Raw genomic sequence first — 26,940 nt, forward strand, 5'->3', positions numbered from 1 at the left:
AGGTGGATGAAGCATGCAACAGTTATCTAACGAAGTGTATACTCGAAAAACAGCTGTCGTAGAGCGTATTGTCCAATTCGGCACGGGGAATTTTCTCCGTGCTTTTGTTGATTGGCTCATACATGAAGCGAATTTACAGCAGCAACAGGATTTAGGAATTGTTATTGTCCAGTCGACATCAGGAAGTACATCAGAATTGATCAATGCGCAAGACGGTCTATACACACTTGTTACGCAAGGGATTCAAAATGGTCAGCAAGTCAATTATGAACAAGTGATTGAAAGTGTCTCGCGCAGTATTTCATTGCAAAACCAGTATGAAGAATATATGAAGCTCGCGGTTTCGGAAGACCTCCAATATGTTGTATCCAATACAACGGAGGCAGGAATTGTATATGAGCAGCTTCCATTTGATACACAGCCATCAACAAACTTTGTGGCCAATGTGACGCACTTTTTATGGAAACGCTATGAAACATTTGGAGCGGATCCGTCAAAAGGGCTGATCTTTTTACCGTGCGAATTAATTGAACAGAACGGTACCGCTTTAAAAAACGGGATTGTAAACTATGCAAATGCATGGGATTTAGGGCAGAGCTTCATCGATTGGGTGACAGGTGCCAATACGTTCTGCAATACACTTGTTGACCGAATCGTACCCGGATTCCCGAAAAGCCAATATGAAGAATTGACGTTGAAGCTTGGTTATGAGGATAAATTACTCGTTGCTGCAGAACCGTATTATATTTGGGTAATAGAAAATGAAGAAGCGCTTCATTCTTTTCCGTTAGTTAATAATCAATTTGAAGTAAAGCTTGTAGACGACTTGAGTTACTACCGGGAGCGTAAAGTGAAAATGCTCAATGGTGCACACTCTGCCTTAACACCGCTTGCTATTTTGCTGGATATAGATACAGTCGGGCAAGTGATGGAACACTCTAAATTAAGACCTTTCGTTCAACGTTTACTTGTAAAGGAAGTGATTCCTACGATTAATGGCGACAAAGAACAGTTAATGACATATCAACAGGCGATATTAGAACGCTTTGAAAATCCGTTTATTGCACATTACGTAAAAAGTATTGCACTTAATGCGCTTGCCAAGTTTAAAACTAGAAATATCCCATCGCTACTGGCGTATTATAAGCAATATGCAACACTTCCAAAACATTTAACAACAGCATTGGCTGCGTGGATATACTTATATCAAACTCCAGAAGTATTTTCACCGCAAGATGCTCCGGAAGCGATCGAGCAAATTAAGGCAAAGCCATTAGCGGGTGTACTGAGTAATGAAAATCTTTGGGGGATAGATTTAACAACGATTCCGCAACTTGAACAATTTGTCCGGCAGGCAATTACGGCGTTTAAAGAGAGCCAAACAGCACAGTTCATTGCGGAATTGGAAGAGGAGGCACTAGGATTATGAAAGAAACGATTGTCATTCATTCGTCTGATAATGTTGCGGTCGCTTTACGTTCCTTTGAAGCGGGCGAACCATTTTCAATCGGCCAAGAGAAGATTAATCTAGAGCAGGAAGTTCCTAGAGGGCATAAAATTGCCACACGTAACATTCAAAAAGGGGAACATATTATAAAGTACGGCTATCCGATTGGGCATGCTACTGAAGACATTGCAAAAGGAACGGTCGTCCACACGCATAATGTAAAAACAAATTTGCAGGACATCATTAACTACAATTACGACAAGAAAGATATTTCATTGAACTATCCGCAACGTAATTTAACATTTAAAGGGTACCGACGCAGCAATGGTGAAGTCGGTATACGAAATGAACTATGGATCATACCCTCAGTCGGATGTGTGAATGGTATTGCGGACATGATCATTCGTGAATTTGAGCAACGGGTAGGAAGTATTGCGCCTTTTGAATCCACGCTTGTATTAAAGCATAATTTTGGTTGTTCGCAATTAGGTGATGACCATGAAAATACACGTACTATTTTACTGGATGCTGTTAACCATCCGAATGCTGCAGCTGTGCTTGTATTAGGGCTGGGCTGCGAGAATAATACAATTGAACAGATGAAGCAGGAACTTGGCGATTACGATACGTCCCGTGTGAAATTTGTCGTGTCCCAACAAGTTGATGATGAGGTTGAAGCAAGTGTAGAAGCGCTTGTAGCACTACATGAGGCAGTCCGCAACGATCGACGAGAGGATATTCCGATCAGTGAATTGCGTATCGGACTGAAATGTGGCGGTTCAGACGGCTTATCTGGCATTACGGCGAATCCTCTTCTAGGGCGTTTCTCCGACTTTTTAGTATCCCAGGGTGGTACAACAGTGCTGACGGAAGTGCCGGAAATGTTTGGAGCGGAAACGATTTTAATGAACCGCGCACAAGATGAGGAAACATTCGGGAAGATTGTTTCGCTTATTAATGACTTTAAGCAGTACTTTATCGACTACAATCAGCCGATCTATGAAAATCCTTCACCAGGCAATAAGGCAGGCGGAATCACTACGCTTGAAGACAAATCGTTAGGCTGTACGCAAAAAGCGGGCAGTGCTGAAATTGTCGACGTTTTAAAATACGGAGAGCGGTTAAAAAAGCGCGGGTTGAATTTATTGAGTGCGCCGGGAAATGATCTTGTTGCATGTACAGCGCTTGCATCTGCAGGTTGTCAATTAGTGCTGTTTACTACAGGTCGCGGTACGCCATTCGGCTCATTTGTACCTACGATGAAAATATCCACAAACAGCGCTATTTATGAACAGAAAAAGCATTGGATTGATTTCAATGCAGGGCAAATACTAGAAGATGGCGTAGACGAAGATGCGGTTTTGGAAGAATTTATTCAATATATTATTGCTGTTGCTAGTGGCGAGCAATTAAACCATGAACGAATGAATTTCAAAGAAATGGCTATTTTTAAAACAGGTGTTACCCTGTAGAAAATTTGGTCCGGTTTATCATATTCTTCCTATTATATAAGAAATGGCGATGCTCTCTTTTTCGTGAAAGAGCATCGTCATTTTTTTGAAATTGTTTATTAATGAAAAGAAAAGGTTCTTCAATGGACAAGGGGATTACCTTGACAGTAACTGCCCACAAGATTATGATAAGATAGACAAATTATGATTGGAGAGATAAAAATGCTACTTGAAAAAACAACACGCATGAACTTTCTCTTCGACTTTTATCAAGCGTTATTAACTGATAAACAGCGCAGCTACATGGAACTATATTACTTGGACGATCACTCGTTAGGAGAAATCGCCGAAAGTTATAATATTTCACGCCAAGCTGTTTACGATAATATTCGCCGTACTGAGGCGATGCTTGAAGAATATGAAGAAAAACTAAATTTATTCGAAAAGTTTCAACAACGTCAAATCGTGTTAAAACAATTGACGAATGCGATCATGGATGAGGCTTCTACGACAGAGGCGAAACTAGCATTGGTTGAACAACTGAAGGAATCGGATTAGGGGGCGAACGAGTTGGCTTTTGAAGGTTTAGCAGAGCGACTCCAAGGTACGATCCAAAAGATTAAAGGTAAAGGGAAAGTAACGGAACAAGACGTTAAAGAAATGATGCGTGAAGTCCGATTTGCCTTAATCGAAGCGGACGTAAACTTAAAGGTAGTAAAAGAATTCGTTAAAAAAGTTAGTGAGCGTGCAGTCGGCGTCGACGTCATGAAATCATTAACACCTGGTCAGCAAGTCATTAAAATTGTTCAGGATGAATTGAAGAATTTAATGGGCGGCGAGCAGAGTCCGATTAAATTCAGCAACCGTCCGCCTACTGTCATTATGATGGTTGGTTTACAAGGTGCAGGTAAGACGACAACTACAGGTAAATTGGCGAATGTATTACGTAAAAAATATAATAAAAAACCATTACTCGTTGCAGCAGATATATACCGTCCAGCGGCTGTAGAGCAATTACAGACATTAGGGAAACAATTATCACTGCCGGTGTTCTCACTTGGTACAGATGTTTCACCTGTTGAAATTGCACGTCAGGCTATCGAGCATGCAAAGGAAGAGCATTTGGACGTTGTATTAATCGATACAGCCGGTCGTCTTCATATTGATGAAGAACTGATGCAGGAACTGAAAGACATTCGCGGTTTAAAAGAGCCGGATGAAGTATTTTTAGTTGTTGATGCCATGACAGGTCAAGATGCTGTAAATGTTGCGCAAAGCTTTAACGAAACTGTCGGCATTACGGGCGTTGTCTTAACAAAATTAGACGGTGATACTCGTGGTGGTGCGGCACTGTCGATTCGCTCGGTTACAGAGAAACCGATTAAATTTGTCGGTATGGGCGAAAAGATGGATGCACTGGAACCTTTCCATCCGGAGCGTATGGCTTCACGTATTTTAGGGATGGGCGATGTCCTGTCACTGATCGAAAAAGCACAAGCAAACGTTGATATGGAAAAGGCAAAAGAGCTAGAAGAAAAGTTCATGACACAGAGCTTTACATTTGATGACTTTATCGAACAACTCCAAGCTGTGAAAAAAATGGGACCACTTGATGAATTATTGAAAATGATTCCGGGTGCAAACAAAATGAAGGGCCTTGACAATGTCAAAGTCGATGAAAAGCAGATGGGACGCATCGAAGCAATTATCTATTCGATGACACCAAATGAAAAAACAAACCCTGAAATTATTTCGGCGAGCCGTAAAAAGCGTATTGCCACTGGTTCGGGGACGACAATTCAAGAAGTAAACCGCTTATTGAAGCAGTTTGAAGAAATGAAAAAAATGATGAAACAGATGACGGGCATGGCTCAGGGTAAAGGTAAAAAGAAGATGAAAATGCCTGGTTTTGATTCATTATTTAAATAAAAAATAAGGTGTTAAGAAAAAACACTTTACAAACCATCAAGACATTGCTAATATAATATCTTGTGTGAAACTTATTCGGAGGTGCTATTAAAATGGCAGTTAAAATTCGCTTAAAACGTATGGGAGCTAAAAAATCTCCTTTCTATCGTATCGTAGTTGCAGACGCTCGTTCACCACGTGATGGCCGTCAAATCGAAACAGTAGGTACTTACAACCCACTTACAGTTCCAGCTACAGTACAAATCGATGAAGAGAAAGCTCTTAAATGGTTAACTGATGGTGCAAAACCATCTGATACTGTACGTAACCTGTTCTCAGAACAAGGTATCATGGAAAAATTCCATAACGCTAAATACAGCAAATAATTCAATGATTAATTCGGAGGTGGCATTATGCAGCAGCTGATTGAAGCAATTGTGAAACCGTTAGTCGATTATCCGGAAGACGTTCGTATTGAGACGGACGAAACTTCCAATCGAGTTGTTTATAAACTTTTTGTTCATCCAGAGGATCGAGGGAAAGTGATAGGCAAGCAAGGACGTGTTGCGAAGGCAATTCGTACGATTGTGTACTCAGCAGCGGGCGGCCACCAGAAGAAAAAGACGTATGTCGATATATTGGATTAGTAAAAGAAGGGTGGCATTTTGCTAACCCTTCTTTTTTTGTTATGATAATGTTGTTTTCCGTTACGGTAGGAGTTTATTGCGGTTGCCATAGAAGCATTGTGCATGTGCTCCTGTCGCTCCGCTTTCGTCGCAAAGTAACATTCAAATCAAAAGGCATTTGAATGTTACTTCGCCGCCTTCACTCCAAACAACGGTGTATATAAAAGTTATGTGGTAACAAATTATTATAAAAGGTGGAATATACATGGAATGGTTTAATGTAGGACGTATTGTAAATACACATGGTATTCGTGGGGAACTGCGAATTTTATCGACGACGGATTTTGAAGAAGAACGTTTTGCGGTCGGTTCTAAACTTGCGGCATTCAAAAAAGATGATAAAAAACCGACTTGGGTAACGATCAGTTCCTCAAGACGTCATAAAAACTTTATATTGGTGACATTTGAAGGAATGGAAAACATTAATTTAGTGGAACCATTTAAAGAAGGTCTTTTAAAAGTGTCGATGGATCAATTAGCGGAAGATGAGCTTGAAGATAATGAATACTATCACTTTGAAATTAAAGATTGTGAAGTATTTTCGGAAGAGGGCGAACTGATCGGCGTTGTTACTGATATTTTAGAGACAGGCGCAAACGACGTATGGGAAGTTAAAGCGCAAAATGGTAAGAAACACTACATTCCTTACATTGAAGATATCGTAAAAGATATTGATGTCGATGAAAAGAAAATCATTATTCATGTAATGGAAGGTTTGCTAGAATGAAGATTCACGTATTAAGTTTATTTCCCGATATGTTCACAGGTGTGTTTGGCGCATCAATTTTAAAAAAGGCTCAGGAAAAAGGTGCAGTCGAGCTCGCAGTAACCGATATCCGGGAGTACAGTGTAAATAAGCACAAACAAGTGGATGATTACCCATACGGCGGCGGTGCGGGAATGGTATTAAAGCCGGAGCCGATGTTCAATGCGGTTGAAGCCATTACAGAAGGCCGCAAACCGCGTGTTATACTCATGTGTCCACAAGGCGAGCGCTTCACGCAAAAGAAGGCGGAGGAGCTTGCACTGGAAGATGATTTAGTATTCCTTTGCGGCCATTATGAAGGATATGATGAGCGAATCCGGGAACATCTTGTAACAGATGAGATTTCAATCGGCGACTTTGTTTTAACTGGCGGCGAGCTTCCTGCGATGACGGTAATCGATGCGGTTGTACGTTTATTGCCGGGTGTATTAGGGCAGGAAGATTCACATATTCAGGATTCATTTTCAACAGGGTTATTAGAGCATCCTCATTATACGCGTCCAGCTGATTTTAGAGGGATGAAAGTGCCGGATATACTGTTATCAGGCAATCACGCGAAAATCGAAGCGTGGCGTGAGGAACAGTCCTTTAAGCGTACGTTAGAGCGTAGACCGGATTTATTGGAAGCACTTGAATTAACGGACAAGCAAATAAAAATAATTGAAAAAATTAAGAGTGAAATGTAAAGCAAAACTACTTGCAAGCCTAAAATAATTATGGTAAGATTCATTTTGTGCTTCAATGTAAGCACTGAATTACGGTGTTCCGCTGTGGCTTAAATTAGCGTGCATGAGCATCTGTCTAAGGAGAGAAAACAATGTCAAACATTATTACAGAGATCACTAAAGATCAATTACGTTCAGACTTACCTACATTCAAACCAGGTGACACAGTTAAGGTACACGTTAAAATCGTTGAGGGTACTCGTGAACGTATCCAATTATTCGAAGGTGTAGTTATTAAACGTCGTGGTGGCGGAATTAGCGAAACTTTCACAGTACGTAAAATTTCTTACGGTGTTGGTGTAGAGCGTACTTTCCCAGTACACACTCCAAAAATCGCTAAGTTAGAAGTAGTACGTAAAGGTAAAGTACGTCGTGCTAAACTTTACTACCTACGTAACTTACGTGGTAAAGCTGCTCGTATTAAAGAAATTCGATAAGAACTTTTTAGAAGGGGGCTTGTATATACAAGTCCCTTTCTTTCTTTAAATAAAAAAATGTGTATTAACATGTGATTTTGACAATAAACTATAGATAATCTGATGCAATATTTAGATTAGATTTTTGCTTGATATACATATTTCGTATACAATAAATGTGATGAGCAAGGGGGATAGCTACGTGGAAAAAACTGAAAAAGAAAAAAATGAGCTTTGGGAATGGACGAAAGCTCTACTGATTGCGTTTGCGATTGCCGCATTTATTCGTTACTTTTTATTTACACCGATTGTAGTAGACGGGGATTCAATGATGCCTACCCTTGAAAATGGTGATCGCATGATCGTCAACAAATTCAGCTATAAAATCGGCGAACCCGACCGTTTTGATATCGTCGTATTCCACGCACCAGAACAAAAGGACTATATTAAACGTGTCATCGGTGTTCCAGGGGACTTTGTAGAATATAAGGATGATCAATTATACATTAATGGGGAACCGATCGACGAACCGTATTTGGACGCATATAAAGCCGAAATTAGCGAAGGCAACCTAACAGGCGACTTCTCGCTGAAAGATATCGATCCGTCACTGGATGTGATTCCGGAAGGCTACGTATTCGTAATGGGCGATAACCGTCGCTTCAGTAAAGACAGCCGCCATATCGGCATTGTCGACCAGAAAGAAATTATCGGTAATACGAATATCATTTTCTGGCCGTTAAACGAAATTGAAATCGTAAAGTAATATTTATCGTTTTTTATCAATAAATGAGGATGACTTATTTAAATGTCATAGCAGTTGATTGGAATGAAGGGGAGGCGACTCCTGCGGGATCAGCCCGAGGGAGAGACTACAGGCTCGAGCCGGGCCCGCGGAAAGCGTCCGACCCGTAATGGAAATCAACCCCATATTTGATGATGGATTATTATCACAATAAATATTAAATATTGTCTAAAATGAGGGGGCAGTTTAAACTCCTCATTTTTTTGTTGAAAATAGAAGTATGTAATTTACAGGAGGTTATACATTATGACAATTCAATGGTTTCCAGGACATATGGCAAAAGCACGCCGCCAAGTATCGGAAAGTTTAAAGCTTGTCGATATCGTTTTTGAACTTGTCGATGCACGTCTACCATTATCTTCACGTAATCCGATGATCGATGAAGTCATCCATCAAAAACCGCGTCTGCTCATTTTAAATAAACAAGATATGGCCGATGAACAGGAAACACGCCGCTGGATTCAATATTTTGCCGACAGAGGCTTTAAAGCAGTAGCAATCAACTCGTTGGAAGGGAAAGGCTTGCAGGCGGTTACAAAGGCTGCTCAGGAGATTTTGGCGGATAAATGGGAGCGCATGAAATCAAAAGGAATGAAGCCGCGTGCGATCCGCGCCATGATTGTCGGTATTCCGAACGTCGGGAAATCCACTTTAATCAACCGTTTAGCGAAGAAAAACTTAGCGAAAACAGGAAATATGCCAGGTGTTACGAAAGCACAGCAATGGATTAAAGTCGGTAAAGAAATAGAACTTCTGGATACACCAGGTATCTTATGGCCGAAGTTTGAAGATCAGGAAGTCGGCTACAAGCTCGCATTAACGGGTGCGATTAAAGATACGATTACGAATATGGAAGACTTGGCTGTATACGGCTTACGTTTTTTAGAAACGCACTATCCAACACGCATGGAAGAACGCTATAAAATTTCATCTGTATCCGAAGAGCTTGTTGAAACATTCGATGCAATCGGGAAATTACGCCGTGTATTTGGACAAGGCGGAGAGATTGACTATGATCAGGTGTCCGTATTAATTGTACGCGACATTCGTGAACAGAATCTTGGGAAACTCACATTTGACTTTGTTTCCGAGCAACTTGAAAAAGAGCAACTGGAAGAAGCGATTGCCCTGGAAAACGAAGAACGCCGGAAAAAAACTGCCGCGCTAAATCGCCAGAAAAAGCAAGAAAACAACGGATAAAGTGGGATAATAGACAGGCAAAACCTTTTTCATTTATTTGAGAAAGGTTTTTTCTTTTATAATAAGAACAATAGACGATATAACAAGTAAGAATGATAGAAAGTAAAATTAGATAAAAAGCAAAGTTGATTGGAATGAAGGGGGTATGGAACGAATGCTAAAACCGTCACGCCCTGTGACAACGCATTCGTGACCAACAGCGTGTTGGCCTCCAGAATGGAAATTGACGATATATAAAGAAAACGGAATTAATAGATTTGAGGGCATTATATGAAAACAATTAAAGAGATTACAGAAGCATTGAAAACAGCAGCACAAATTGAGCCATGGATGGATTTTATAGTAAAGGATGAACGGTCAGGTGTTCAAAAGGCATGGTTACAATTTCAAAAGCGTCTTGAGAAGATGGAGGCACTCCAACAAGCACATAATGAGAAACTGCAATTTGACGCAAGCTATTTACCATATGAACATGCCTATATTGCAGGTACAGATGAAGCCGGGCGCGGACCACTGGCAGGGCCTGTCGTAACTGCGGCTGTTATATTGCCGAACCACTGTCAGGAACTCCTTGGTGTAAACGATTCCAAACAATTGTCAAAGGAAAAACGCAATCAATTTGCTGAACGGATTAAAAAACATGCATTGTATTATGCAGTTCATTTTCAAAGTGCCGAAGAAATTGACCGCCTTAACATTTATGAAGCAACACGACAGTCCATGTTAAAAAGTATTGAAGCACTTGAAGTCACACCAAATTACATATTGGCCGATGCGATGACTCTTTCAACATCAATTCCGCAAGCTTCCATTATAAAGGGGGATGCCCGCAGCCTGGCAATCGCAGCGGCATCCATTTTAGCAAAAACGGCACGTGATGACTATATGGAGAAGCTGGACCTCGAATTTCCGCAATATGGTTTTGCCCAGCATGCAGGTTATGGAACAAAACAGCATTTGGAAGCGATCGCGCAATATGGACCGACTATACATCATCGAAAAACATTCGAACCGATAAAATCCATACTTCAAAGAAGGGAGTAACGGCATGAACTTCACAACGTTTAATGCAGTACAAACAAATACTTCGCAGCAAGTACCAGCAAATCAGGCATTATCGCTAAGGCAAGATCAAGTATTTCATGGGACGATAAAGCAGCTCTACCCAAATCAGATGGCGGAAGTCCAAGTGGGCAATCAAAAGCTCATGGCGAAGCTGGAAGTTCCATTAAAGCTTGGCGATGCACACTTTTTTCAGGTAACAGCGACAAATCCACAAACAGAATTAAAAGTCATTACCGGGCCGATGTCACAATCGATGACTTCCGGCCAGCAAATGTCCCAGCTGCTTGAGACGATGAATTTGCCGAAATCGAATGAAATGCAGCAAGTACTTTCACATTTTATGAAAGCCCAGCTGCCACTTGCGAAAGAACAGCTGCTTGCAGCGGAAAGCTGGATGAAAAACTTGCCCGCAGGAGTGGATAAAAATAGTGCACTTCAGGCACTACAGCGTATGGTGGAGCTGAAAATGCCTTTCACAGATACCGTATTTCAAGCATTGACTCAAGGGATTAAAACAGATGGTATGTCGGCAAATTTAGCGAATTTAGCGCAGCTCTTGGCAAATCAGTCTGGAGGGAATGAAGCGATTAAATTGTCACTTTTACAGCAGATTGATCAGCTGGCAAAGCCGTTAAACAATGAAACAGGCGGTATTCTCCTTGCACGGGCGACCCAAAATTTAATGGATAATAATTTGCCGATTGCATCAAAACTTCAGACGCTGACAGTATTAAAAGAAGCCGGAATTTTACCGCAAAATGCTACTTTGCAAAATTGGCAAACGGTAAACCAGCAAGGAAGCCAACAATCTGTGAATCAAGTACAGACAACATCAACACCGCTATTTAAAGAAGCGGGTCAAATGCTGCAGCAGCTCGGGCAAACAAGCTCTGAACAGATAAAACCGATGTTAGAGCAAGTAAGAGCCTGGATTAATAATGAAAGCTTATTATCGTCAACACAAAAGCAGCAGCTACAGCAATTATTAACGCGTTTTGAGCAAATTCCGGCTTCGAAGCAAGCAGTGGAAGCATTGGTAAATCAACTACGGCAGCAATTGACAAACGCATACAGTGAAAATGTGACACCGAGATTGTTTATGCAAAATAATCAAGGATTAACCGCCAAGGATCAATTGTTTACGTTACTGAAGCCGGATGCGAATTTACCGGTTGCAGAGCAGCTGTTACGGAATTTAGTGAAAGTGACGGCTGATAGTCCACAGCCGGTCATGCAAAGTGCTCTTACGCAAGCAGAAGGTCAAGTACAGGCGGCAGTTGATGGTCGTGCGATGGAACAGGCAATAAAAACCGTTTTAAAGGGGCTCGGTGTCAGCTATGAGGCGACACTTGCAAATAAGGCAGGGGATATTCAGGCCATTGCCCAGCAGATAAAACCGCAATTATTGGCGCTTCTTCAAGATGTCCAAACACCCGCTGCAATAAAAGATGCCGCTGAAATGGTGATGGCCAGACTAAATGGTATGCAGCTCACTTCAGGGGAAAATGGACATCAGCATCAGCTTGTCATGCAAGTGCCGCTAAATTTTTTCGGCAAGAAAATGGATGCTACATTGCAATGGAATGGTCGAATGAAGGAAGATGGTAAAATCGATGCCAATTTTGCACGTATTCTATTCTATTTAAATATGGAAACATTGCAGCGGACGGTAATCGATATGCAAGTACAAAACCGTGTTGTCACGATTAATATATATAATGATATGCCGAATTTGGATTCGTTGGCGATATCGCTGAAAGGCACATTAAAGTCGGGATTGCTGGAAAAAGAATATACATTATCGGGACTGTTTATCAAACCTTTTGCAGACCAAGGAGAAAAAACTGTCACAAAACTGTCAAATCAGCGAGAAGACGAGCAGGGTGGTGTCGATATACGCGTATGACCGAAAAAAAATATATAAGAAAAGAAGCAATCGCCCTGTCCTATGATCCGCAAAAAGGCAGTGGTCCGACAATCGTTGCAAAAGGGAAAGGGAAAATTGCGGAAAATATATTAGAAAAAGCAGCGATGCATGAAGTACCCGTTTATGAAGACCCAAACTTAGTCGAGCTGTTAGGCCAGCTTGATTTGAACACATCGATACCGGAAGAACTATACCAGGCGGTTGCAGAAGTTTTTGCTTTTATTTATCATTTGGATGAAAAGCAGAGGTTAACTTTTAAAAATAAATAGTCGATGTTTTTTATTTTTATGTAGAGTATATCTTTCGGAAAATTAGAAAATATCTAGACAAAGAATATTTTGACATAAAGCAATCTAAAAATTGCTTGTGTGACAAATATAGACATTGTCTGAATAATTGTATAAAATAGATTATGTTAGTAGAATAATTTCCAAATGTCCGATGGGAGGATGTATCATGAATATCCATGAGTATCAAGGGAAAGAGATATTAAGACAATACGGTGTAGCGGTTCCAAGAGGAAGTGTCGCGTTTTCACCAGACGAAGCAGTAAAAGCAGCAAAAGAGCTAGGATCTAACGTAACAGTAGTAAAAGCACAAATTCATGCAGGGGGCCGCGGTAAAGCGGGTGGCGTTAAAATTGCAAAAAACCTGGATGAAGTTCGTTCTTTCTCTAAAGAATTATTAGGGAAAATTTTAGTAACTCACCAGACAGGTCCAGACGGTAAAGAAGTAAAGCGTCTTTATATAGAAGAAGGTTCGGACATTAAAAAAGAGTATTACTTAAGTTTAGTATTAGACCGTGCAACTTCTAGAGTAGTAATGATGGGTTCTGAAGAGGGCGGTATGGATATTGAAGAGGTAGCCGAGACGAATCCGGAAAAAATCTTCAAAGAAGTGATTGATCCGGTAACGGGCCTGAATGCTTTCCAGGCACGCCGTATGGCATTCAATATGAATATTCCTGCTAAGTTAGTAAATAAAGCAGTAGGATTAATGCTAGGTATTTACAAAGCATTTATCGATAAAGATGCATCAACAGTAGAAATCAACCCGCTAGTTGTAACTGGTGATGACCAGGTAGTGGCACTTGATGCAAAATTCAACTTTGATGCAAACGCATTATACCGTCACAAAGATATCGTAGAATTACGCGATTTCGATGAAGAAGATCCAAAAGAAATTGAAGCATCTAAATATGATTTAAGTTATATTTCGTTAGACGGCAATATCGGATGTATGGTAAATGGTGCAGGTCTTGCCATGGCGACGATGGATACGATTAGTTACTACGGCGGATCACCCGCAAACTTCCTTGACGTTGGGGGCGGTGCTACAGCCGAAAAAGTAACAGAAGCTTTTAAAATCATTTTATCAGACAAAAATGTTAAAGGAATTTTCGTTAACATCTTTGGTGGAATCATGAAATGCGACATCATTGCAAAAGGTGTTATTACGGCTGCAAAAGAAGTTGGTTTAGCGGTTCCGTTAGTAGTACGTTTAGAAGGGACAAACGTAGAGCTAGGTAAAAAGTTGTTAAATGAATCTGGTTTAAACATTGTGGCAGCTGACTCAATGTCAGACGGCGCTCAAAAAATCGTGAAATTAGTTGAAGCTGAAGGCGGGGTAACGGCATGAGTGTGTTCATTAATAAAGAAACAAAAGTAATCGTACAAGGGATTACTGGGGAAACAGCCCTTTTCCATACAAAACAAATGCTTGAATACGGAACAAAAATCGTTGCAGGGGTAACACCAGGTAAAGGCGGTCTTGAAATCGAAGGTGTTCCTGTATTCAATACAGTACAAGAAGCAGTCGATGCGACAGGTGCCAATGTATCCGTTATTTACGTACCGGCACCATTTGCAGCAGATGCAATTATCGAAGCAGTGGATGCGGACCTGGATATGGCGATTTGTATTACAGAACATATACCGGTACTTGATATGGTAAAAGTAAAGCGCTATATGGAAGGCAAGAAGACACGTTTAGTTGGTCCAAACTGTCCAGGTGTCATTACTGCTGATGAATGTAAAATTGGTATCATGCCGGGTTACATTCATACAAAAGGACATGTAGGTGTTGTTTCACGTTCTGGTACTTTAACTTATGAAGCGGTACACCAGCTGTCTCAGGCAGGAATTGGTCAAACAACAGCGGTAGGAATCGGGGGCGACCCGGTAAATGGGACAAACTTTATCGACTGCTTAAAAGCATTCAACGAAGACCCGGAAACTTATGCGGTTGTCATGATTGGAGAAATCGGTGGTACAGCGGAAGAAGAAGCTGCTGAATGGATTCAGGAAAACATGAACAAACCGGTAGTAGGCTTTATCGGTGGTCAAACAGCACCTCCAGGAAAGCGTATGGGTCACGCAGGTGCCATTATTTCCGGCGGTAAAGGAACAGCTGCAGAGAAAATCAAAGCAATGAATGCAGCAGGTATTGAAGTAGCTCCGACGCCTTCTGTAATCGGTGAAACACTGATTAAAGTAATCAAAGAAAAAGGCTTGTACGAAGCTTGTAAAACACATTAAAATGAAAGATGTAGCGGTCGCCTCGCTACATCTTTTTCGTATGTCTCCGTACATTAGGTTGCGTGGACGGGTTAATAGCCTGTATTCATTGGCAATACTATGTTTTACACGATGCTTACCTCACACTTAAAACTGCGGTCATCTGAATTTCTTCTATTAAAAAGGAGTGTTGATATGACCAATCCAGCAAATGAACAATTATTGAAACTGCATTATATTCTTCCTCTCTCCTGGGAAAAAGTCCGAAATTTAATGAAAATTACAGATGATTTCGACGAAATACTGCATATTTCGCCAAAATTTTTAGCGAGCCAGCTAAATATAAGAGAAGAAAAAGCCGCACAGCTCATAAAACATTATAAAGAGCTCATACAAAGGTCGATGGCAATATATTATGACCAACATAATATTACGCCCATTCCTTATACGGACCCTTTATATCCGGAACGCTTAAAACAGCTGTACGATGCACCTGCTGTTGTATATGCGAAAGGTGATGTTCAGCTGCTGAACAGACCGAAAATGATGGCGGTCATCGGTTCGAGAGCAGCGACTAGCTATAGTGAAAACGTATTGAAATCCATCCTTCCCCCATTAATTCGTGAGCAATATATCATAGTGAGCGGTCTTGCAAAAGGTGCCGACCGACTTGCACATGAAGCAACAATCCGATATGGTGGAAAGACGATAGGTGTTTTAGGCCATGGCTTATTCCATAGCTACCCACCACAAAATAAAGAGCTGAATGCATATATGGCAAGTGAGCATTTACTCATAACAGAATATCCACCCTATGTAGGTGTGCAAAAATGGCATTTCCCTGCACGAAACCGGATTATTAGCGGATTGTGTGAAGCACTGGTCGTAACGGAAGCCGCACTCAAAAGCGGGACACTTATCACAACAGAGCTTGCTCTTGAGCAAGGAAAAGATGTTTTTGCAGTGCCGGGAAATATTTTTAGCGAGCAGTCACGAGGGACAAATAAATTAATAAAAGAAGGTGCAATTCCAGTGTGGGATGGCTTTCAAATCTTAGAGGAAATCCAATTGTTTTCAAATTCGCGTTGAAAAAAAGTTGCAATATTAGCCAATCTGTTATACATTTTGCAACAGGAAAAGCTTTGACATACATGGACAGCTTCATGTGCGTGAATATAAGAAAAATAACTATACCTCTATAAGGAGGACAACAGATGGCAGATTATTTAGTAATTGTTGAATCACCTGCAAAGGCGAAAACAATTGAACGATATTTAGGAAAAAAATATAAAGTAAAAGCTTCGATTGGACATGTACGTGATTTACCACGTAGTCAAATGGGAATCGATACCGAAAATAATTATGATCCAAAATATATTACGATTCGCGGTAAAGGTCCGGTACTTCAGGAACTGAAAACAGCAGCAAAAAAAGTGAAAAAGATTTATCTCGCAGCCGATCCAGACCGTGAAGGGGAAGCGATCGCATGGCATTTAGCCACTGCTTTGAACATTGATATTAATTCAGATTGCCGCGTCGTATTTAACGAGATTACGAAAGAAGCAATTTTAGAGAGCTTCAAGCACCCGCGCCCGATTAATATGGATTTAGTCGATGCACAGCAAGCTCGTCGTATTTTAGACCGTCTAGTAGGCTACAATATTAGCCCGATCCTTTGGAAAAAAGTAAAGAAAGGCTTATCGGCAGGACGTGTACAATCCGTTTCATTGCGTTTGATTATTGACCGCGAAAATGAAATCAAAAGCTTTGAGCCTGAAGAATATTGGTCGATCGATGCAAGTTTCGAAAAAAACAAAAAGCAATTCGATGCGTTTTATTACGGAAACGGTAAAGAAAAAGTTAAATTAACAAATGAACAACAAGTTAAAGATATATTAAAAGGTATAAAAGGCTCAGAATTTGAAGTAATGAATGTTGTAAAAAGAGAACGGAAACGCAATGCTTCTCCAGCCTTTACGACTTCTTCACTCCAACAGGAAGCCGCACGTAAATTAAACTTCCGCGCCAAGAAGACAATGATGCTTGCCCAGCAGCTTTATGAAGGTATCGAGCTAAGCAAAAAAGAAGGTGCAGTCGGATTAATTACGTATATGCGTACTGACTCGACTCGTATTTCCGATACGGCAAAAACAGAGGCTAAGTCATATATCGAAACAAAATACGGCAAAGATTTCATTGCCGGAGAACAAAAACAGGCAAAAGCGAAGGCAAATGCACAGGATGCCCATGAAGCGATCCGTCCAACAAGTGCGATGCGTACACCAGAGGAGCTTAAGGCGATTTTAAGCCGTGACCAGCTGCGACTGTATCGTTTAATTTGGGAACGCTTTATCGCGAGTCAAATGTCTCCAGCTGTACTCGATACTGTAACAGTTGATTTGCAAAACAATGACGTATTATTCCGTGCGAACGGGTCTCAAGTGAAATTTGCCGGATTTATGAAACTTTATATTGAGGGTACAGACGATCAGGAAGAAGAAACGAATAAGCTTTTACCTGAAATGGAAATCGGCGATAAAGTGAAATCGCTTGAAATCGAACCGAAACAGCATTTCACTCAGCCACCTCCTCGCTATTCGGAGGCGCGTCTAGTAAAGACATTGGAAGAGCTAGGTATAGGTCGTCCATCGACATATGCCCCTACACTGGATACAATCCAAAAGCGCGGCTATGTTCAGCTTGATGCAAAACGCTTTGTACCAACAGAACTTGGAGAAATCGTTCACCAAGCAACATTGGAATTTTTCCCGGAAATCATCAACATTGAATTTACTGCACAAATGGAGCAAAATCTGGATGAAATTGAAGAAGGCATTACACAATGGGTAAATGTCATCGATGAATTTTACAAAGACTTTGAACCGCGGGTAAAATATGCGGATGAAGTGATGGAAAAAATCGAAATTAAAGATGAGCCTGCTGGTGAAGACTGTGAAAAGTGCGGTGCGCCAATGGTATTCAAGCTTGGACGTTACGGGAAATTTATGGCTTGTTCCAACTTCCCGGATTGCCGCAATACAAAAGCGATTGTAAAACCGATCGACGTTAAATGTCCTTCATGTGAGACAGGTGAAATTGTCGAGCGTAAATCCAAAACAAAGCGCATTTTTTACGGATGCAATCAGTATCCGGAATGTGACTTCGTATCATGGGATAAGCCGATTAGTAGACCTTGTCCGAAATGTAGTGCATTATTAGTAGAGAAGAAATTGAAAAAAGGTGTTCAGATTCAGTGTACTAACAGTGAATGTGATTATGAAGAAACACCGTCACAATAAAATGAAGAGGTAACAAAAATGACACAACAAGTAGTAAATGTAATTGGTGCAGGTTTAGCCGGTTCAGAAGCAGCTTGGCAGATTGCAAAGCGCGGTGTGAAGGTACGTTTATATGAAATGCGACCAGTAAAACAAACACCGGCACATCATACAGATAAATTCGCAGAGCTTGTATGCTCAAACTCTTTACGTGCAAACGGACTGACAAATGCTGTCGGTGTAATTAAAGAGGAAATGCGTAAATTGGACTCTGTTATTATTGCAGCAGCAGACAATAGTTCTGTACCTGCCGGCGGTGCGTTAGCCGTTGACCGTCATGAATTTGCAGGAATTGTAACAGAAAAGGTGAAAAACCACCCGTTAATCGAGGTAATCAATGAAGAGGTAACTGAAATTCCAGAAGGCATTACAGTAATCGCAACAGGTCCATTAACTTCTGAAGCATTGGCAAAACAAATCCAAGGCCTAACAGGGGAAGACTATTTGTACTTCTATGATGCCGCAGCACCGATCATTGAGAAAGATTCGATCAATATGGATAAAGTGTACTTGAAATCACGCTATGACAAAGGTGAAGCGGCATACTTGAACTGTCCGATGACGAAAGAAGAATTTGATGCTTTCCGTGAAGCACTTATTACAGCAGAATGTGCACCGCTAAAAGAATTCGAAAAAGAAAAGTATTTCGAAGGGTGTATGCCAATTGAAGTAATGGCCGCACGCGGTGAAAAAACGATGACATTCGGACCGATGAAACCGGTTGGTCTGGAAGATCCGAAAACGGATAAGCGTCCATATGCTGTAGTTCAGTTACGACAAGATGATGCAGCGGGGACACTTTATAATTTAGTAGGTTTCCAAACACATTTAAAATGGCCGGAACAAAAACGTGTATTCTCGATGATTCCGGGTTTAGAAAATTTGGAAATTGTACGCTACGGCGTAATGCACCGTAATACATTCATCAATTCTCCAAAAGTGCTGACACAGACATATCAGTTGAAAGCGCGTCCAAACCTTTTCTTCGCCGGTCAGATGACAGGTGTTGAAGGTTATGTAGAATCTGCCGGCAGTGGTCTGATTGCCGGAATTAATGCAGCTCGCATGGCGTTAGGTCAAGAGTTACTTTACTTCCCGCATGAAACAGCATTAGGTGCAATGGCTCGATACATTACTCATACAGATGCGAAAAACTTCCAGCCGATGAACGTGAACTTCGGGATTTTCCCGGAATTTGGTGAACGCATCAAATCAAAGCCTGAGCGTGCTGAACGCCATGCTAACCGCGCATTAGATGCAATTCAGAATTTTATTAATAATCAGGCAATTTAATTGCGTAAAGCCCTTAAAGATTGTTATACTTTAGGGGCTTTTAATTTTGCGGTGATTTTTTGTAAATAACTATAAAAACAAGAATTGCTTGACTTGATATTGCGAAATTTGTCGAATAATACAAAGAAGTTGAATAACTCCAGCAAATTTTACTTGAAAAGTATTCATAATAGGTATAGTGTCAATATGTGTGTTTTTTTAGTAGGAAAATGAACATATTTATTCATACAACATCATTTCTCTTTTGCAATAACAGGGGGTATACACGATGGATGAAAATTTGCAAAGTCAGCTTGATCAATTTATTCGCTACGTGCAACTAGAAAAAAACTTTTCCCTACATACTGTTCGCGAATATACTTCTGATTTAGAAGAATTTTTTGCATTTTTGCACGCTGAGGGTATCCAAAAAATTGCAGAAGTTGAGTATATCCATGCACGTCTATATGTAACAAAGCTTTATGATGAACAAAAAGCAAGAACTTCAATTTCCAGGAAAATCTCATCGATCCGTTCTTTTTTCCGTTTTTTAAATCGAGAACAGAATATTGATGATGCTCCGTTTCGTTCACTTTATCATCCGAAAAAGGAAGAGCGATTACCGAGCTTTTTTTATGAGGAAGAATTGAAGGAACTATTCGAGAAAAATGAAGGCGAAGAGCCGATTCAAATTCGTAATATGGCGCTGTTGGAACTTCTTTATGCGACTGGAATGCGTGTGAGCGAGTGTGTCAGTTTGGAACTGACGGATATCGATTTTCATTACAATATCGTCCGTGTAATGGGAAAAGGCCGGAAAGAGCGAATTATTCCGTTCGGTCAATATGCGCATGATGCACTTATACGTTATATAGAACAAGTACGTCCGACATTAATGAAGAAGGAAAATCATCAGAAAGTTTTTGTCAATATGCGCGGTGGCGAACTTACTACCCGTGGTGTGCGTTATATATTAAGTGAGATGATTGACAATGCCAGTATGCATACAAAAATTTATCCACATATGTTGCGACATACATTTGCTACGCATTTATTGAATAATGGGGCAGATATGCGTACAGTCCAGGAATTGCTTGGGCACGCCAATTTATCTTCAACTCAAATTTATACTCATGTAACGAAGGAAGCTTTAAGAAAGACATATATGAATAGTCATCCGCGAGCATAGTTAAGGAGGAAATAAAGAATGGGTCAAATTCATGCGACAACGATATTCGCTATTCATCACAACGGTGAATGTGCAATGGCTGGTGATGGACAGGTGACATTAGGAAATGCAGTTGTAATGAAGCATACGGCACGTAAGGTCAGACGTCTGTTTAATGGGAAAGTACTGGCAGGCTTCGCAGGTTCTGTTGCGGACGCTTTTACATTATTCGAAATGTTTGAGGCAAAACTGAATGAATATAATGGTAACCTGCAAAGAGCTTCAGTAGAGGTAGCGAAGCAATGGCGAGGAGATAAAATGCTCCGTCAACTGGAAGCGATGCTGCTTGTAATGGATAAATCAACATTGCTCCTTGTTTCAGGTACTGGTGAAGTCATTGAGCCGGACGATGGCATTTTAGCAATTGGGTCAGGTGGAAACTATGCATTATCAGCTGGCAGAGCATTAAAAAAACATGCGGGCGATCATTTATCGGCAAAAGAAATCGCAGAGGCTGCGCTGACGACCGCTGCGGATATTTGTGTGTTTACAAACCATAATATTATCTTGGAGGTATTATAATGACTGTGATCAATTTAACACCAAGACAAATTACGGAACAATTAAACCGGCATATTGTTGGCCAGGAAACAGCAAAACGTGCAGTTGCAGTTGCGTTGCGTAACCGGTACCGCCGCTCTTTATTAAGCGAAGAATTAAAAACAGAAGTTATACCGAAAAATATTTTAATGATTGGACCTACCGGGGTAGGTAAAACAGAAATTGCACGCAGAATCGCAAAACTGACGAATGCTCCGTTTATTAAAGTGGAAGCGACAAAGTTCACGGAAGTTGGTTATGTTGGGCGTGATGTCGAATCGATGGTACGCGATTTGGTAGAAGCTTCTCGTCGACTAGTGAAGGACGAAATGTTCGAAAGAGTAAAGGATCAGGCGGAGCGCAATGCGAATGATATACTCGTTAAACTGCTTGTACCCTCTAAAGTGAAAGAAAAGCTTACGCAAAATCCTTTTGAAATGCTGTTCGGACAAAAAGAGTCATCTCAAGAAGATACAGCAAATCAGGATGAACCGGAAATTCGTTCTCGACGTGCGCAAATTGCCCAAGATTTAAAAGACGGTAAATTAGAAGAGCAGTGGGTAACAATAGAAGTAACGGAAAATGCCCCATCTCTTTTTGATGCAATGCCTGGTATGAATATGGATAATGCTAACGGTATGCAAGATATGCTATCTAATTTAATGCCGAAAAAGACAAAAAAACGCAAAGTCCAAGTAAAGGATGCGCGTCGTTTATTAACACAAGAAGAAGCAAACAAGCTGATCGATACGGATGCATTGTCTAGTGAGGCGATCGAGCGTGCAGAACAGGCTGGTATTATTTTTATTGATGAAATCGATAAAATTGCAAGCAAAGGTTCTTCATCGGCGGAAGTATCCCGCGAAGGCGTTCAGCGTGACATATTACCGATTGTGGAAGGATCCACAGTTACGACAAAATACGGCACTGTAAAAACGGATTATATGCTCTTTATTGCAGCAGGTGCTTTCCATATATCGAAACCGAGCGATCTTATTCCTGAATTGCAAGGACGATTCCCGATTCGCGTCGAACTCGAAAAGTTAACGAAAGATGATTTTGTTCGTATTTTAAAAGAACCAGATCAATCGTTAATATTGCAGTATAAAGCATTGCTTGAAACAGAAGGTGTTACGCTTAACTTTACGGACGAAGCGATAGAACGTATTGCGGAAATTGCAACAGAAGTAAATCAGGAGACAGATAACATTGGTGCACGCCGACTTCACACCATTTTAGAACGCTTGCTTGAGGAACTTTCCTTTGAAGCTTCGGAAATTGCACCCGCTCATATCGACATTACACCGAACTATGTCGATCAAAAATTGGCGAATATAGTAAAAAACAAAGATTTATCGCAATTTATTCTTTAAGTATAAGTTGAATTAGTATCTTTAAATTGTAAAAACCTTTAGAATATTAAGTGAATTAAAACGAAACGTTCCGTAGGAGGAAACAGAAATGAATTTATTAACAAAAACACGAAAAATCAACGCAATGTTACAAGCATCTGCTGGTAAACCAGTTAACTTTAAAGAGATGGCCAATACTTTAGGTGATATTATCGAAAGTAACGTCTTTATCGTAAGCCGTAAAGGTAAGTTGCTTGGCATTTCAATTCACCAACAAATCGAGAATGAGCGCATCAAGAAAATGTTCGAAGAGCGCCAATTCCCTGAAGAATATACACAAAACTTATTTAATATTACAGAAACTTCTTCCAATTTAGATATTAACAATGAACATACTGCATTCCCAGTGGAAAATAAAGACCTATTTGCATCTGGTTTAACAACAATTGTTCCGATTATCGGTGGCGGTGAGCGTTTAGGTACGTTAATGTTAGCGCGTATTAGCGATCAATTTGAAGATGATGATCTTATTTTAGCTGAATACGGTGCAACAGTAGTTGGTATGGAAATTTTACGTGAAAAATCAGAAGAAATTGAAGAAGAAGCACGTTCAAAAGCAGTTGTCCAAATGGCAATCAATTCATTATCTTATTCTGAGCTTGAAGCAATCGAGCATATTTTTGAAGAATTAGATGGCAACGAAGGCTTACTAGTTGCTTCGAAAATTGCTGACCGTGTTGGTATTACACGTTCGGTTATCGTAAACGCATTACGTAAACTGGAGTCTGCTGGTGTTATTGAATCACGTTCATTAGGTATGAAAGGAACATATATTAAAGTATTAAACGATAAGTTCCTGAACGCTTTAGCAGAAATTAAAATGAAATAAGAGATATTCACACACAGCAAGGAGGTTTTCCTCCTTGCTTTTTTTATTTATTTTTTTATTTATTTTTAATTAAGAAAATGCAGAATATTGTCGAATAAAAAGAGTTTGAACGAGTATTTTTCTAGAATTTAATATATAATTAGGTATATCGTCTTTATTAAAATTAAAAAATAAATATCTTTTAGACCTAAATGGTGATAGAATCCATATGACAAACGATTTGTTACAAATTTATGAAATGTATATATATAAATATTAATATAAAGGGATTTAATGTATGATGTTTAAGGAATTAAATAGTATTTCTTCCAGATTGAAAATCTATATTAAAAATTTATATAATAACTTTCTGTCACCTATAATGTTTACGTAGGTCTAAATAATAGGATAAAATGAAATGTCGAAAAATATTCGAACTAATATATAGTTAACTGTTATTTTTTAAACATAAAAATAGTTCCTTGTTACTATTCGAAAGGGACTAAAGTCGATAGACACTAAGGTTTAATATAATTACAATTGTATTATTAAGTTTCTGTGCGCAAATTTTAGCGAAATATGAATGAGGTGAGAAATTTGGATTTATTTGGCGGGACGATAAGTAGCCTGGAAAAGGGACTTTCCTATGCAACATTGAAAAATAAAGCAATTACACAAAATATAGCGAATGTTGACACACCAAACTATAAAACAAAAGAAGTAAGCTTCAAAGACGTATTAAATGATGCAAAGCAAGCCACGATTCCTGCGTATCGCACAGATGCGAGGCATTATGATTTTAAAATTAATATTGGAAGCAGCGGTGTGTATTCAAATGAAAACTTCCGCAGCAGAGCAAATGGAAATGCTGTAAACATGGATGCTGAACAAGCAAAGCTGGCTGAAAACACCATTTACTATAATGCGCTTATAGATCGTGTCAGCAGTAAATTTTCAACATTGAATAATGTTGTTAAAGGAGGAAGATAGCGATGTCGATTTTTCATAGTATGAATACGACAGCTTCTGCATTAACGACACAGCGATTACGAATGGATGTAATTTCCTCCAACATTGCCAATGTCGATACAACGCGAGCGAAGCAAGTAAATGGAGAATGGGAGCCATACCGGAAAAAATCTGTCACATTAAAAGAGCAGGAAGGCCAATTTTCTAACTTTTTAAATATGGCAATCGGAAAAACGGAAAAAAACGGTGTCGGTAACGGTGTTAAAGTAAGTTCTATTAAAGAAGATACGGAAACCCCTTTTAAATTGATGTATGATCCATCACATCCCGATGCGAATGCAGAAGGGTATGTCCAAATGTCGAATGTTGACGTATTAAAAGAAATGGTTGATCTGATTTCGGCGAGCCGCTCTTATGAAGCAAATATTACTGCTTTTAATGCAAACAAGAACATGTTGACAAAAGCATTAGAAATCGGGAAAGGGTGATATTTAAATGGCGATTAATCCAATAACGTTCATGTCTCCTGCACAATCTGTGAATGAAGTAAATGTTCAGAATCAACTGACTCCTGCAAATGCCCAACAGCAATTTGCGGATACATTAAAAGAAGCGATTGCAAGTGTCACTGAACATCAAAAAACATCGGATACAATGACTCAAAAATTAATTAACGGTGGAGATGTTGATTTATTTGAAGTGATGATTGCTGCACAAAAAGCAAGTGTTACTTTAAACACAACAATTGAAGTTCGTAATAAAGCTGTGGAAGCTTATCAAGAAATTATGCGTATGAGTGTGTAATGATTTGAAAAACGACTGACGAATTGTTGGGCATTCACTTTAAGCGGAGGATTCATAATGAATGAACGACTTACAAAAATTAAAAGCGACTCAACCGGTTTCTGGCAAAGTCGTACAAAAAATCAAAAAGGCGCACTAATCGGGGCGTTTGTTGCTGTCATTGCGATTGCAGCTGCAATTACGTATTTCTCAACACGTACGACAATGGCTCAGTTATTTCCTGAGATGTCTCAAGCTGAAGTAGGAAGAATTACGGAAGTTCTTGCTTCACAAGGTGTCACGTACGAAGTGACAAATGGCGGGACAGTAATTTTAGTGCCGGAAAATCAAGTACAGGACTTACAAGTGTCATTAGCAGCCCAGGGTTATCCTGATTCTGGGGAAATTGACACGTCTTTTTTTACTTCTAACGCAGGCTTTGGGATGACAGACAATGAATTTAACGTAATTAAACAAGCGACGATCGAAACGGATCTGGCTAATTTAGTTCGGAAATTCGAAGGAGTTAAAGATGCAAGTGTCATGATTACTTTACCTGAAGAAGGTGTCTTTCTTAAAGATGCCAAAGGTGAAGCACAGGCTGCAATTGTATTGGATACAGCACCTGGACACAAGTTCTCAGACGACCAAATTAAAGGGTTATTTAATTTAGTATCGATGAGTATACCGAATTTACCTAAAGAAAATATCACGATCATGAATCAGTATTCTGAATATTATGATCTGGCTTCAGCAGAAAATGGAGACGGCGGAATCGATTCAGTTACTGGACAAATGGAAGTGAAAAAAACAATTGAGCGTGATTTGCAGCGCCAAGTACAGCAAATGCTCGGTACGTTAATCGGTCCGGATAAAGTTGTAGTAAATGTATCGGCTGATATTGACTTTAAAAAAGAAAATCGCGAAGAAAACCTGGTCCGACCTGTTGATGAGGAGAATATGGAGGGTATTGAAATAAGTGCCCAACGTATTACAGAAACATACTCGGGCGGTGCTGCAGGAGCTGCAGAAGGTACGACTGAAGCAGGAAGTGTAACAGATAACTTTGTGGATTATGTAGAAGGAACAAACGGTGACGGCGATTATGAACGAGTAGAAGAGACAATTAACAATGATGTTAACCGCATTCGCCGTGAGATACAGGAAAGTCCTTACAAAATTCGTAATTTGGGTATTCAAGTAATGGTAGACCCTCCAAATACAGAAGAGGGGTTCGATCAAGGTGTTCGAACAGATATTGAACAAATTTTATCGACAATAGTCCGTACTTCGATTGATCAAGAAGCTGCCGGTAATCTGACAGACGAAGATATTGCAAATCGCATTGTCGTATCTGTACAGCAATTCCAAGGAAATGATACAGCGGAAGATCAGCCGCAGTCAGTTATTCCATGGTGGGTATGGGTAATTGGCGGTATATTAGTTGTTGCAATTATTTTATTGGTTATTAATGTTCTGCGTGCACGTCGACGTAAACAAGATGAAGAAGAGCTGGAAATTTTAGAACAGCAACAGCAATTAATCGAAATAGAAGATATTTCCGAAGAAAAAGAAACTGAAGCGACTGTACGCCGTAAGCAATTAGAGAAAATGGCTAAAGATAAGCCGGAAGATTTTGCGAAACTATTGCGTAGCTGGATTGCTGAAGACTAATAGG

General features: G+C 40.0%; 27 protein-coding genes. All 27 read left to right on the plus strand.

Annotated features, from left to right (window positions below; all coding sequences use genetic code 11):
- Nucleotides 1–13 precede the first annotated feature (13 nt).
- The 27 genes from MHH37_RS04940 to fliF all read left to right on the plus strand — a co-directional run bounded on the left by MHH37_RS04940 (nt 14) and on the right by fliF (nt 26,936).
- Nucleotides 14–1,429 (plus strand): tagaturonate reductase, encoded by a 1,416-nt coding sequence (locus MHH37_RS04940; RefSeq protein ID WP_342575271.1) that lies wholly within the window; start codon nt 14–16, stop codon nt 1,427–1,429.
- Nucleotides 1,426–2,919, plus strand: a complete 1,494-nt coding sequence (locus MHH37_RS04945) for an altronate dehydratase family protein (protein ID WP_342575272.1) — start codon at nt 1,426–1,428, stop codon at nt 2,917–2,919. Before MHH37_RS04940 ends, MHH37_RS04945 begins: the two co-directional genes overlap by 4 nt.
- A gap of 201 nt (nt 2,920–3,120) precedes the next feature.
- Entirely contained in the window at nt 3,121–3,456 is a 336-nt protein-coding gene (locus tag MHH37_RS04950) for a putative DNA-binding protein (protein WP_008403315.1), read from the plus strand.
- A 12-nt stretch (nt 3,457–3,468) separates the two neighbouring features.
- Entirely contained in the window at nt 3,469–4,827 is a 1,359-nt protein-coding gene (ffh, locus tag MHH37_RS04955) for a signal recognition particle protein (protein WP_008403313.1), read from the plus strand.
- Nucleotides 4,828–4,919: 92 nt separating this feature from the next.
- On the plus strand, nt 4,920–5,192 hold the full coding sequence (rpsP, locus tag MHH37_RS04960; protein ID WP_008403312.1) for a 30S ribosomal protein S16: 273 nt from the start codon (nt 4,920–4,922) through the stop codon (nt 5,190–5,192).
- A gap of 27 nt (nt 5,193–5,219) precedes the next feature.
- Nucleotides 5,220–5,453: a KH domain-containing protein gene (locus MHH37_RS04965; RefSeq protein ID WP_008403311.1), complete on the plus strand. Its 234-nt coding sequence runs from the start codon at nt 5,220–5,222 to the stop codon at nt 5,451–5,453.
- A 244-nt stretch (nt 5,454–5,697) separates the two neighbouring features.
- The gene (gene rimM, locus MHH37_RS04970) at nt 5,698–6,219 is read left to right on the plus strand and encodes a ribosome maturation factor RimM (protein ID WP_008403310.1); all 522 of its coding nucleotides are present in this window, start codon (nt 5,698–5,700) and stop codon (nt 6,217–6,219) included.
- The gene (trmD, locus tag MHH37_RS04975) at nt 6,216–6,944 is read left to right on the plus strand and encodes a tRNA (guanosine(37)-N1)-methyltransferase TrmD (RefSeq protein ID WP_008403309.1); all 729 of its coding nucleotides are present in this window, start codon (nt 6,216–6,218) and stop codon (nt 6,942–6,944) included. Before rimM ends, trmD begins: the two co-directional genes overlap by 4 nt.
- 131 nt (nt 6,945–7,075) lie before the next feature.
- Nucleotides 7,076–7,420: a 50S ribosomal protein L19 gene (rplS, locus tag MHH37_RS04980; RefSeq protein WP_008403308.1), complete on the plus strand. Its 345-nt coding sequence runs from the start codon at nt 7,076–7,078 to the stop codon at nt 7,418–7,420.
- Between the two features lie 181 nt (nt 7,421–7,601).
- Nucleotides 7,602–8,165, plus strand: a complete 564-nt coding sequence (gene lepB / locus MHH37_RS04985; RefSeq protein WP_008403307.1) for a signal peptidase I — start codon at nt 7,602–7,604, stop codon at nt 8,163–8,165.
- 285 nt (nt 8,166–8,450) lie between these two features.
- On the plus strand, nt 8,451–9,404 hold the full coding sequence (gene ylqF, locus MHH37_RS04990) for a ribosome biogenesis GTPase YlqF (RefSeq protein ID WP_087615422.1): 954 nt from the start codon (nt 8,451–8,453) through the stop codon (nt 9,402–9,404).
- 270 nt (nt 9,405–9,674) lie between these two features.
- Complete coding sequence (locus tag MHH37_RS04995; RefSeq protein WP_342575275.1) at nt 9,675–10,448, plus strand: ribonuclease HII; 774 nt, start codon at nt 9,675–9,677, stop codon at nt 10,446–10,448.
- Nucleotides 10,449–10,452: 4 nt separating this feature from the next.
- Entirely contained in the window at nt 10,453–12,375 is a 1,923-nt protein-coding gene (locus MHH37_RS05000) for a hypothetical protein (protein ID WP_342575276.1), read from the plus strand.
- Nucleotides 12,372–12,665 (plus strand): EscU/YscU/HrcU family type III secretion system export apparatus switch protein, encoded by a 294-nt coding sequence (locus tag MHH37_RS05005; RefSeq protein ID WP_008403303.1) that lies wholly within the window; start codon nt 12,372–12,374, stop codon nt 12,663–12,665. Before MHH37_RS05000 ends, MHH37_RS05005 begins: the two co-directional genes overlap by 4 nt.
- Before the next feature lie 187 nt (nt 12,666–12,852).
- Nucleotides 12,853–14,034: an ADP-forming succinate--CoA ligase subunit beta gene (sucC, locus tag MHH37_RS05010; RefSeq protein ID WP_008403302.1), complete on the plus strand. Its 1,182-nt coding sequence runs from the start codon at nt 12,853–12,855 to the stop codon at nt 14,032–14,034.
- Nucleotides 14,031–14,933, plus strand: a complete 903-nt coding sequence (sucD, locus tag MHH37_RS05015) for a succinate--CoA ligase subunit alpha (protein WP_008403301.1) — start codon at nt 14,031–14,033, stop codon at nt 14,931–14,933. The genes sucC and sucD overlap by 4 nt, the downstream gene beginning before the upstream one ends.
- A 174-nt stretch (nt 14,934–15,107) precedes the next feature.
- On the plus strand, nt 15,108–16,001 hold the full coding sequence (gene dprA / locus MHH37_RS05020; protein WP_008403300.1) for a DNA-processing protein DprA: 894 nt from the start codon (nt 15,108–15,110) through the stop codon (nt 15,999–16,001).
- A gap of 125 nt (nt 16,002–16,126) precedes the next feature.
- Nucleotides 16,127–18,211: a type I DNA topoisomerase gene (gene topA / locus MHH37_RS05025; RefSeq protein ID WP_008403299.1), complete on the plus strand. Its 2,085-nt coding sequence runs from the start codon at nt 16,127–16,129 to the stop codon at nt 18,209–18,211.
- Nucleotides 18,212–18,229: 18 nt separating this feature from the next.
- Nucleotides 18,230–19,543 carry an FADH(2)-oxidizing methylenetetrahydrofolate--tRNA-(uracil(54)-C(5))-methyltransferase TrmFO gene (gene trmFO, locus MHH37_RS05030; protein ID WP_342575279.1) on the plus strand — a complete coding sequence of 438 codons (1,314 nt, stop codon included), beginning with the start codon at nt 18,230–18,232 and terminating at the stop codon, nt 19,541–19,543.
- 268 nt (nt 19,544–19,811) lie between these two features.
- On the plus strand, nt 19,812–20,711 hold the full coding sequence (gene xerC / locus MHH37_RS05035) for a tyrosine recombinase XerC (RefSeq protein WP_342575281.1): 900 nt from the start codon (nt 19,812–19,814) through the stop codon (nt 20,709–20,711).
- A gap of 18 nt (nt 20,712–20,729) precedes the next feature.
- A complete protein-coding gene (hslV, locus tag MHH37_RS05040; protein WP_008403296.1) occupies nt 20,730–21,272 on the plus strand; it encodes an ATP-dependent protease subunit HslV in 543 nt (180 codons plus the stop codon).
- On the plus strand, nt 21,272–22,663 hold the full coding sequence (gene hslU, locus MHH37_RS05045) for an ATP-dependent protease ATPase subunit HslU (protein WP_342575283.1): 1,392 nt from the start codon (nt 21,272–21,274) through the stop codon (nt 22,661–22,663). The genes hslV and hslU overlap by 1 nt, the downstream gene beginning before the upstream one ends.
- An 88-nt stretch (nt 22,664–22,751) precedes the next feature.
- Nucleotides 22,752–23,531: a GTP-sensing pleiotropic transcriptional regulator CodY gene (gene codY / locus MHH37_RS05050; RefSeq protein WP_008403294.1), complete on the plus strand. Its 780-nt coding sequence runs from the start codon at nt 22,752–22,754 to the stop codon at nt 23,529–23,531.
- Nucleotides 23,532–24,107: 576 nt separating this feature from the next.
- Nucleotides 24,108–24,500, plus strand: coding sequence for a flagellar basal body rod protein FlgB (gene flgB, locus MHH37_RS05055; RefSeq protein ID WP_079525197.1), 393 nt, complete (start codon nt 24,108–24,110; stop codon nt 24,498–24,500).
- A gap of 2 nt (nt 24,501–24,502) precedes the next feature.
- Nucleotides 24,503–24,967: a flagellar basal body rod protein FlgC gene (flgC, locus tag MHH37_RS05060; RefSeq protein ID WP_065216427.1), complete on the plus strand. Its 465-nt coding sequence runs from the start codon at nt 24,503–24,505 to the stop codon at nt 24,965–24,967.
- Nucleotides 24,968–24,974: 7 nt separating this feature from the next.
- Nucleotides 24,975–25,283: a flagellar hook-basal body complex protein FliE gene (gene fliE / locus MHH37_RS05065; protein WP_065216426.1), complete on the plus strand. Its 309-nt coding sequence runs from the start codon at nt 24,975–24,977 to the stop codon at nt 25,281–25,283.
- A gap of 57 nt (nt 25,284–25,340) precedes the next feature.
- Nucleotides 25,341–26,936, plus strand: coding sequence for a flagellar basal-body MS-ring/collar protein FliF (fliF, locus tag MHH37_RS05070; RefSeq protein WP_087615414.1), 1,596 nt, complete (start codon nt 25,341–25,343; stop codon nt 26,934–26,936).
- Nucleotides 26,937–26,940 lie beyond the last annotated feature (4 nt).

It is taken from the genome of Solibacillus sp. FSL K6-1781, assembly GCF_038630735.1.
GTDB lineage: Bacteria > Bacillota > Bacilli > Bacillales_A > Planococcaceae > Solibacillus > Solibacillus silvestris.

Bases quoted from the DNA above. Each gene is read 5' to 3' on its own strand.
- fliE (WP_065216426.1), top strand. From the start codon at position 24,975: ATGGCGATTAATCCAATAACGTTCATGTCTCCTGCACAATCTGTGAAT.
- ylqF (WP_087615422.1), top strand. From the start codon at position 8,451: ATGACAATTCAATGGTTTCCAGGACATATGGCAAAAGCACGCCGCCAA.
- trmD (WP_008403309.1), top strand. From the start codon at position 6,216: ATGAAGATTCACGTATTAAGTTTATTTCCCGATATGTTCACAGGTGTG.
- codY (WP_008403294.1), top strand. From the start codon at position 22,752: ATGAATTTATTAACAAAAACACGAAAAATCAACGCAATGTTACAAGCA.
- rimM (WP_008403310.1), top strand. From the start codon at position 5,698: ATGGAATGGTTTAATGTAGGACGTATTGTAAATACACATGGTATTCGT.
- fliF (WP_087615414.1), top strand. From the start codon at position 25,341: ATGAATGAACGACTTACAAAAATTAAAAGCGACTCAACCGGTTTCTGG.
- MHH37_RS04995 (WP_342575275.1), top strand. From the start codon at position 9,675: ATGAAAACAATTAAAGAGATTACAGAAGCATTGAAAACAGCAGCACAA.
- flgC (WP_065216427.1), top strand. From the start codon at position 24,503: ATGTCGATTTTTCATAGTATGAATACGACAGCTTCTGCATTAACGACA.
- MHH37_RS04950 (WP_008403315.1), top strand. From the start codon at position 3,121: ATGCTACTTGAAAAAACAACACGCATGAACTTTCTCTTCGACTTTTAT.
- rpsP (WP_008403312.1), top strand. From the start codon at position 4,920: ATGGCAGTTAAAATTCGCTTAAAACGTATGGGAGCTAAAAAATCTCCT.
- MHH37_RS04945 (WP_342575272.1), top strand. From the start codon at position 1,426: ATGAAAGAAACGATTGTCATTCATTCGTCTGATAATGTTGCGGTCGCT.
- trmFO (WP_342575279.1), top strand. From the start codon at position 18,230: ATGACACAACAAGTAGTAAATGTAATTGGTGCAGGTTTAGCCGGTTCA.
- MHH37_RS05000 (WP_342575276.1), top strand. From the start codon at position 10,453: ATGAACTTCACAACGTTTAATGCAGTACAAACAAATACTTCGCAGCAA.
- sucC (WP_008403302.1), top strand. From the start codon at position 12,853: ATGAATATCCATGAGTATCAAGGGAAAGAGATATTAAGACAATACGGT.
- dprA (WP_008403300.1), top strand. From the start codon at position 15,108: ATGACCAATCCAGCAAATGAACAATTATTGAAACTGCATTATATTCTT.
- sucD (WP_008403301.1), top strand. From the start codon at position 14,031: ATGAGTGTGTTCATTAATAAAGAAACAAAAGTAATCGTACAAGGGATT.
- rplS (WP_008403308.1), top strand. From the start codon at position 7,076: ATGTCAAACATTATTACAGAGATCACTAAAGATCAATTACGTTCAGAC.
- hslV (WP_008403296.1), top strand. From the start codon at position 20,730: ATGGGTCAAATTCATGCGACAACGATATTCGCTATTCATCACAACGGT.
- MHH37_RS04940 (WP_342575271.1), top strand. From the start codon at position 14: ATGCAACAGTTATCTAACGAAGTGTATACTCGAAAAACAGCTGTCGTA.
- MHH37_RS04965 (WP_008403311.1), top strand. From the start codon at position 5,220: ATGCAGCAGCTGATTGAAGCAATTGTGAAACCGTTAGTCGATTATCCG.
- topA (WP_008403299.1), top strand. From the start codon at position 16,127: ATGGCAGATTATTTAGTAATTGTTGAATCACCTGCAAAGGCGAAAACA.
- xerC (WP_342575281.1), top strand. From the start codon at position 19,812: ATGGATGAAAATTTGCAAAGTCAGCTTGATCAATTTATTCGCTACGTG.
- hslU (WP_342575283.1), top strand. From the start codon at position 21,272: ATGACTGTGATCAATTTAACACCAAGACAAATTACGGAACAATTAAAC.
- MHH37_RS05005 (WP_008403303.1), top strand. From the start codon at position 12,372: ATGACCGAAAAAAAATATATAAGAAAAGAAGCAATCGCCCTGTCCTAT.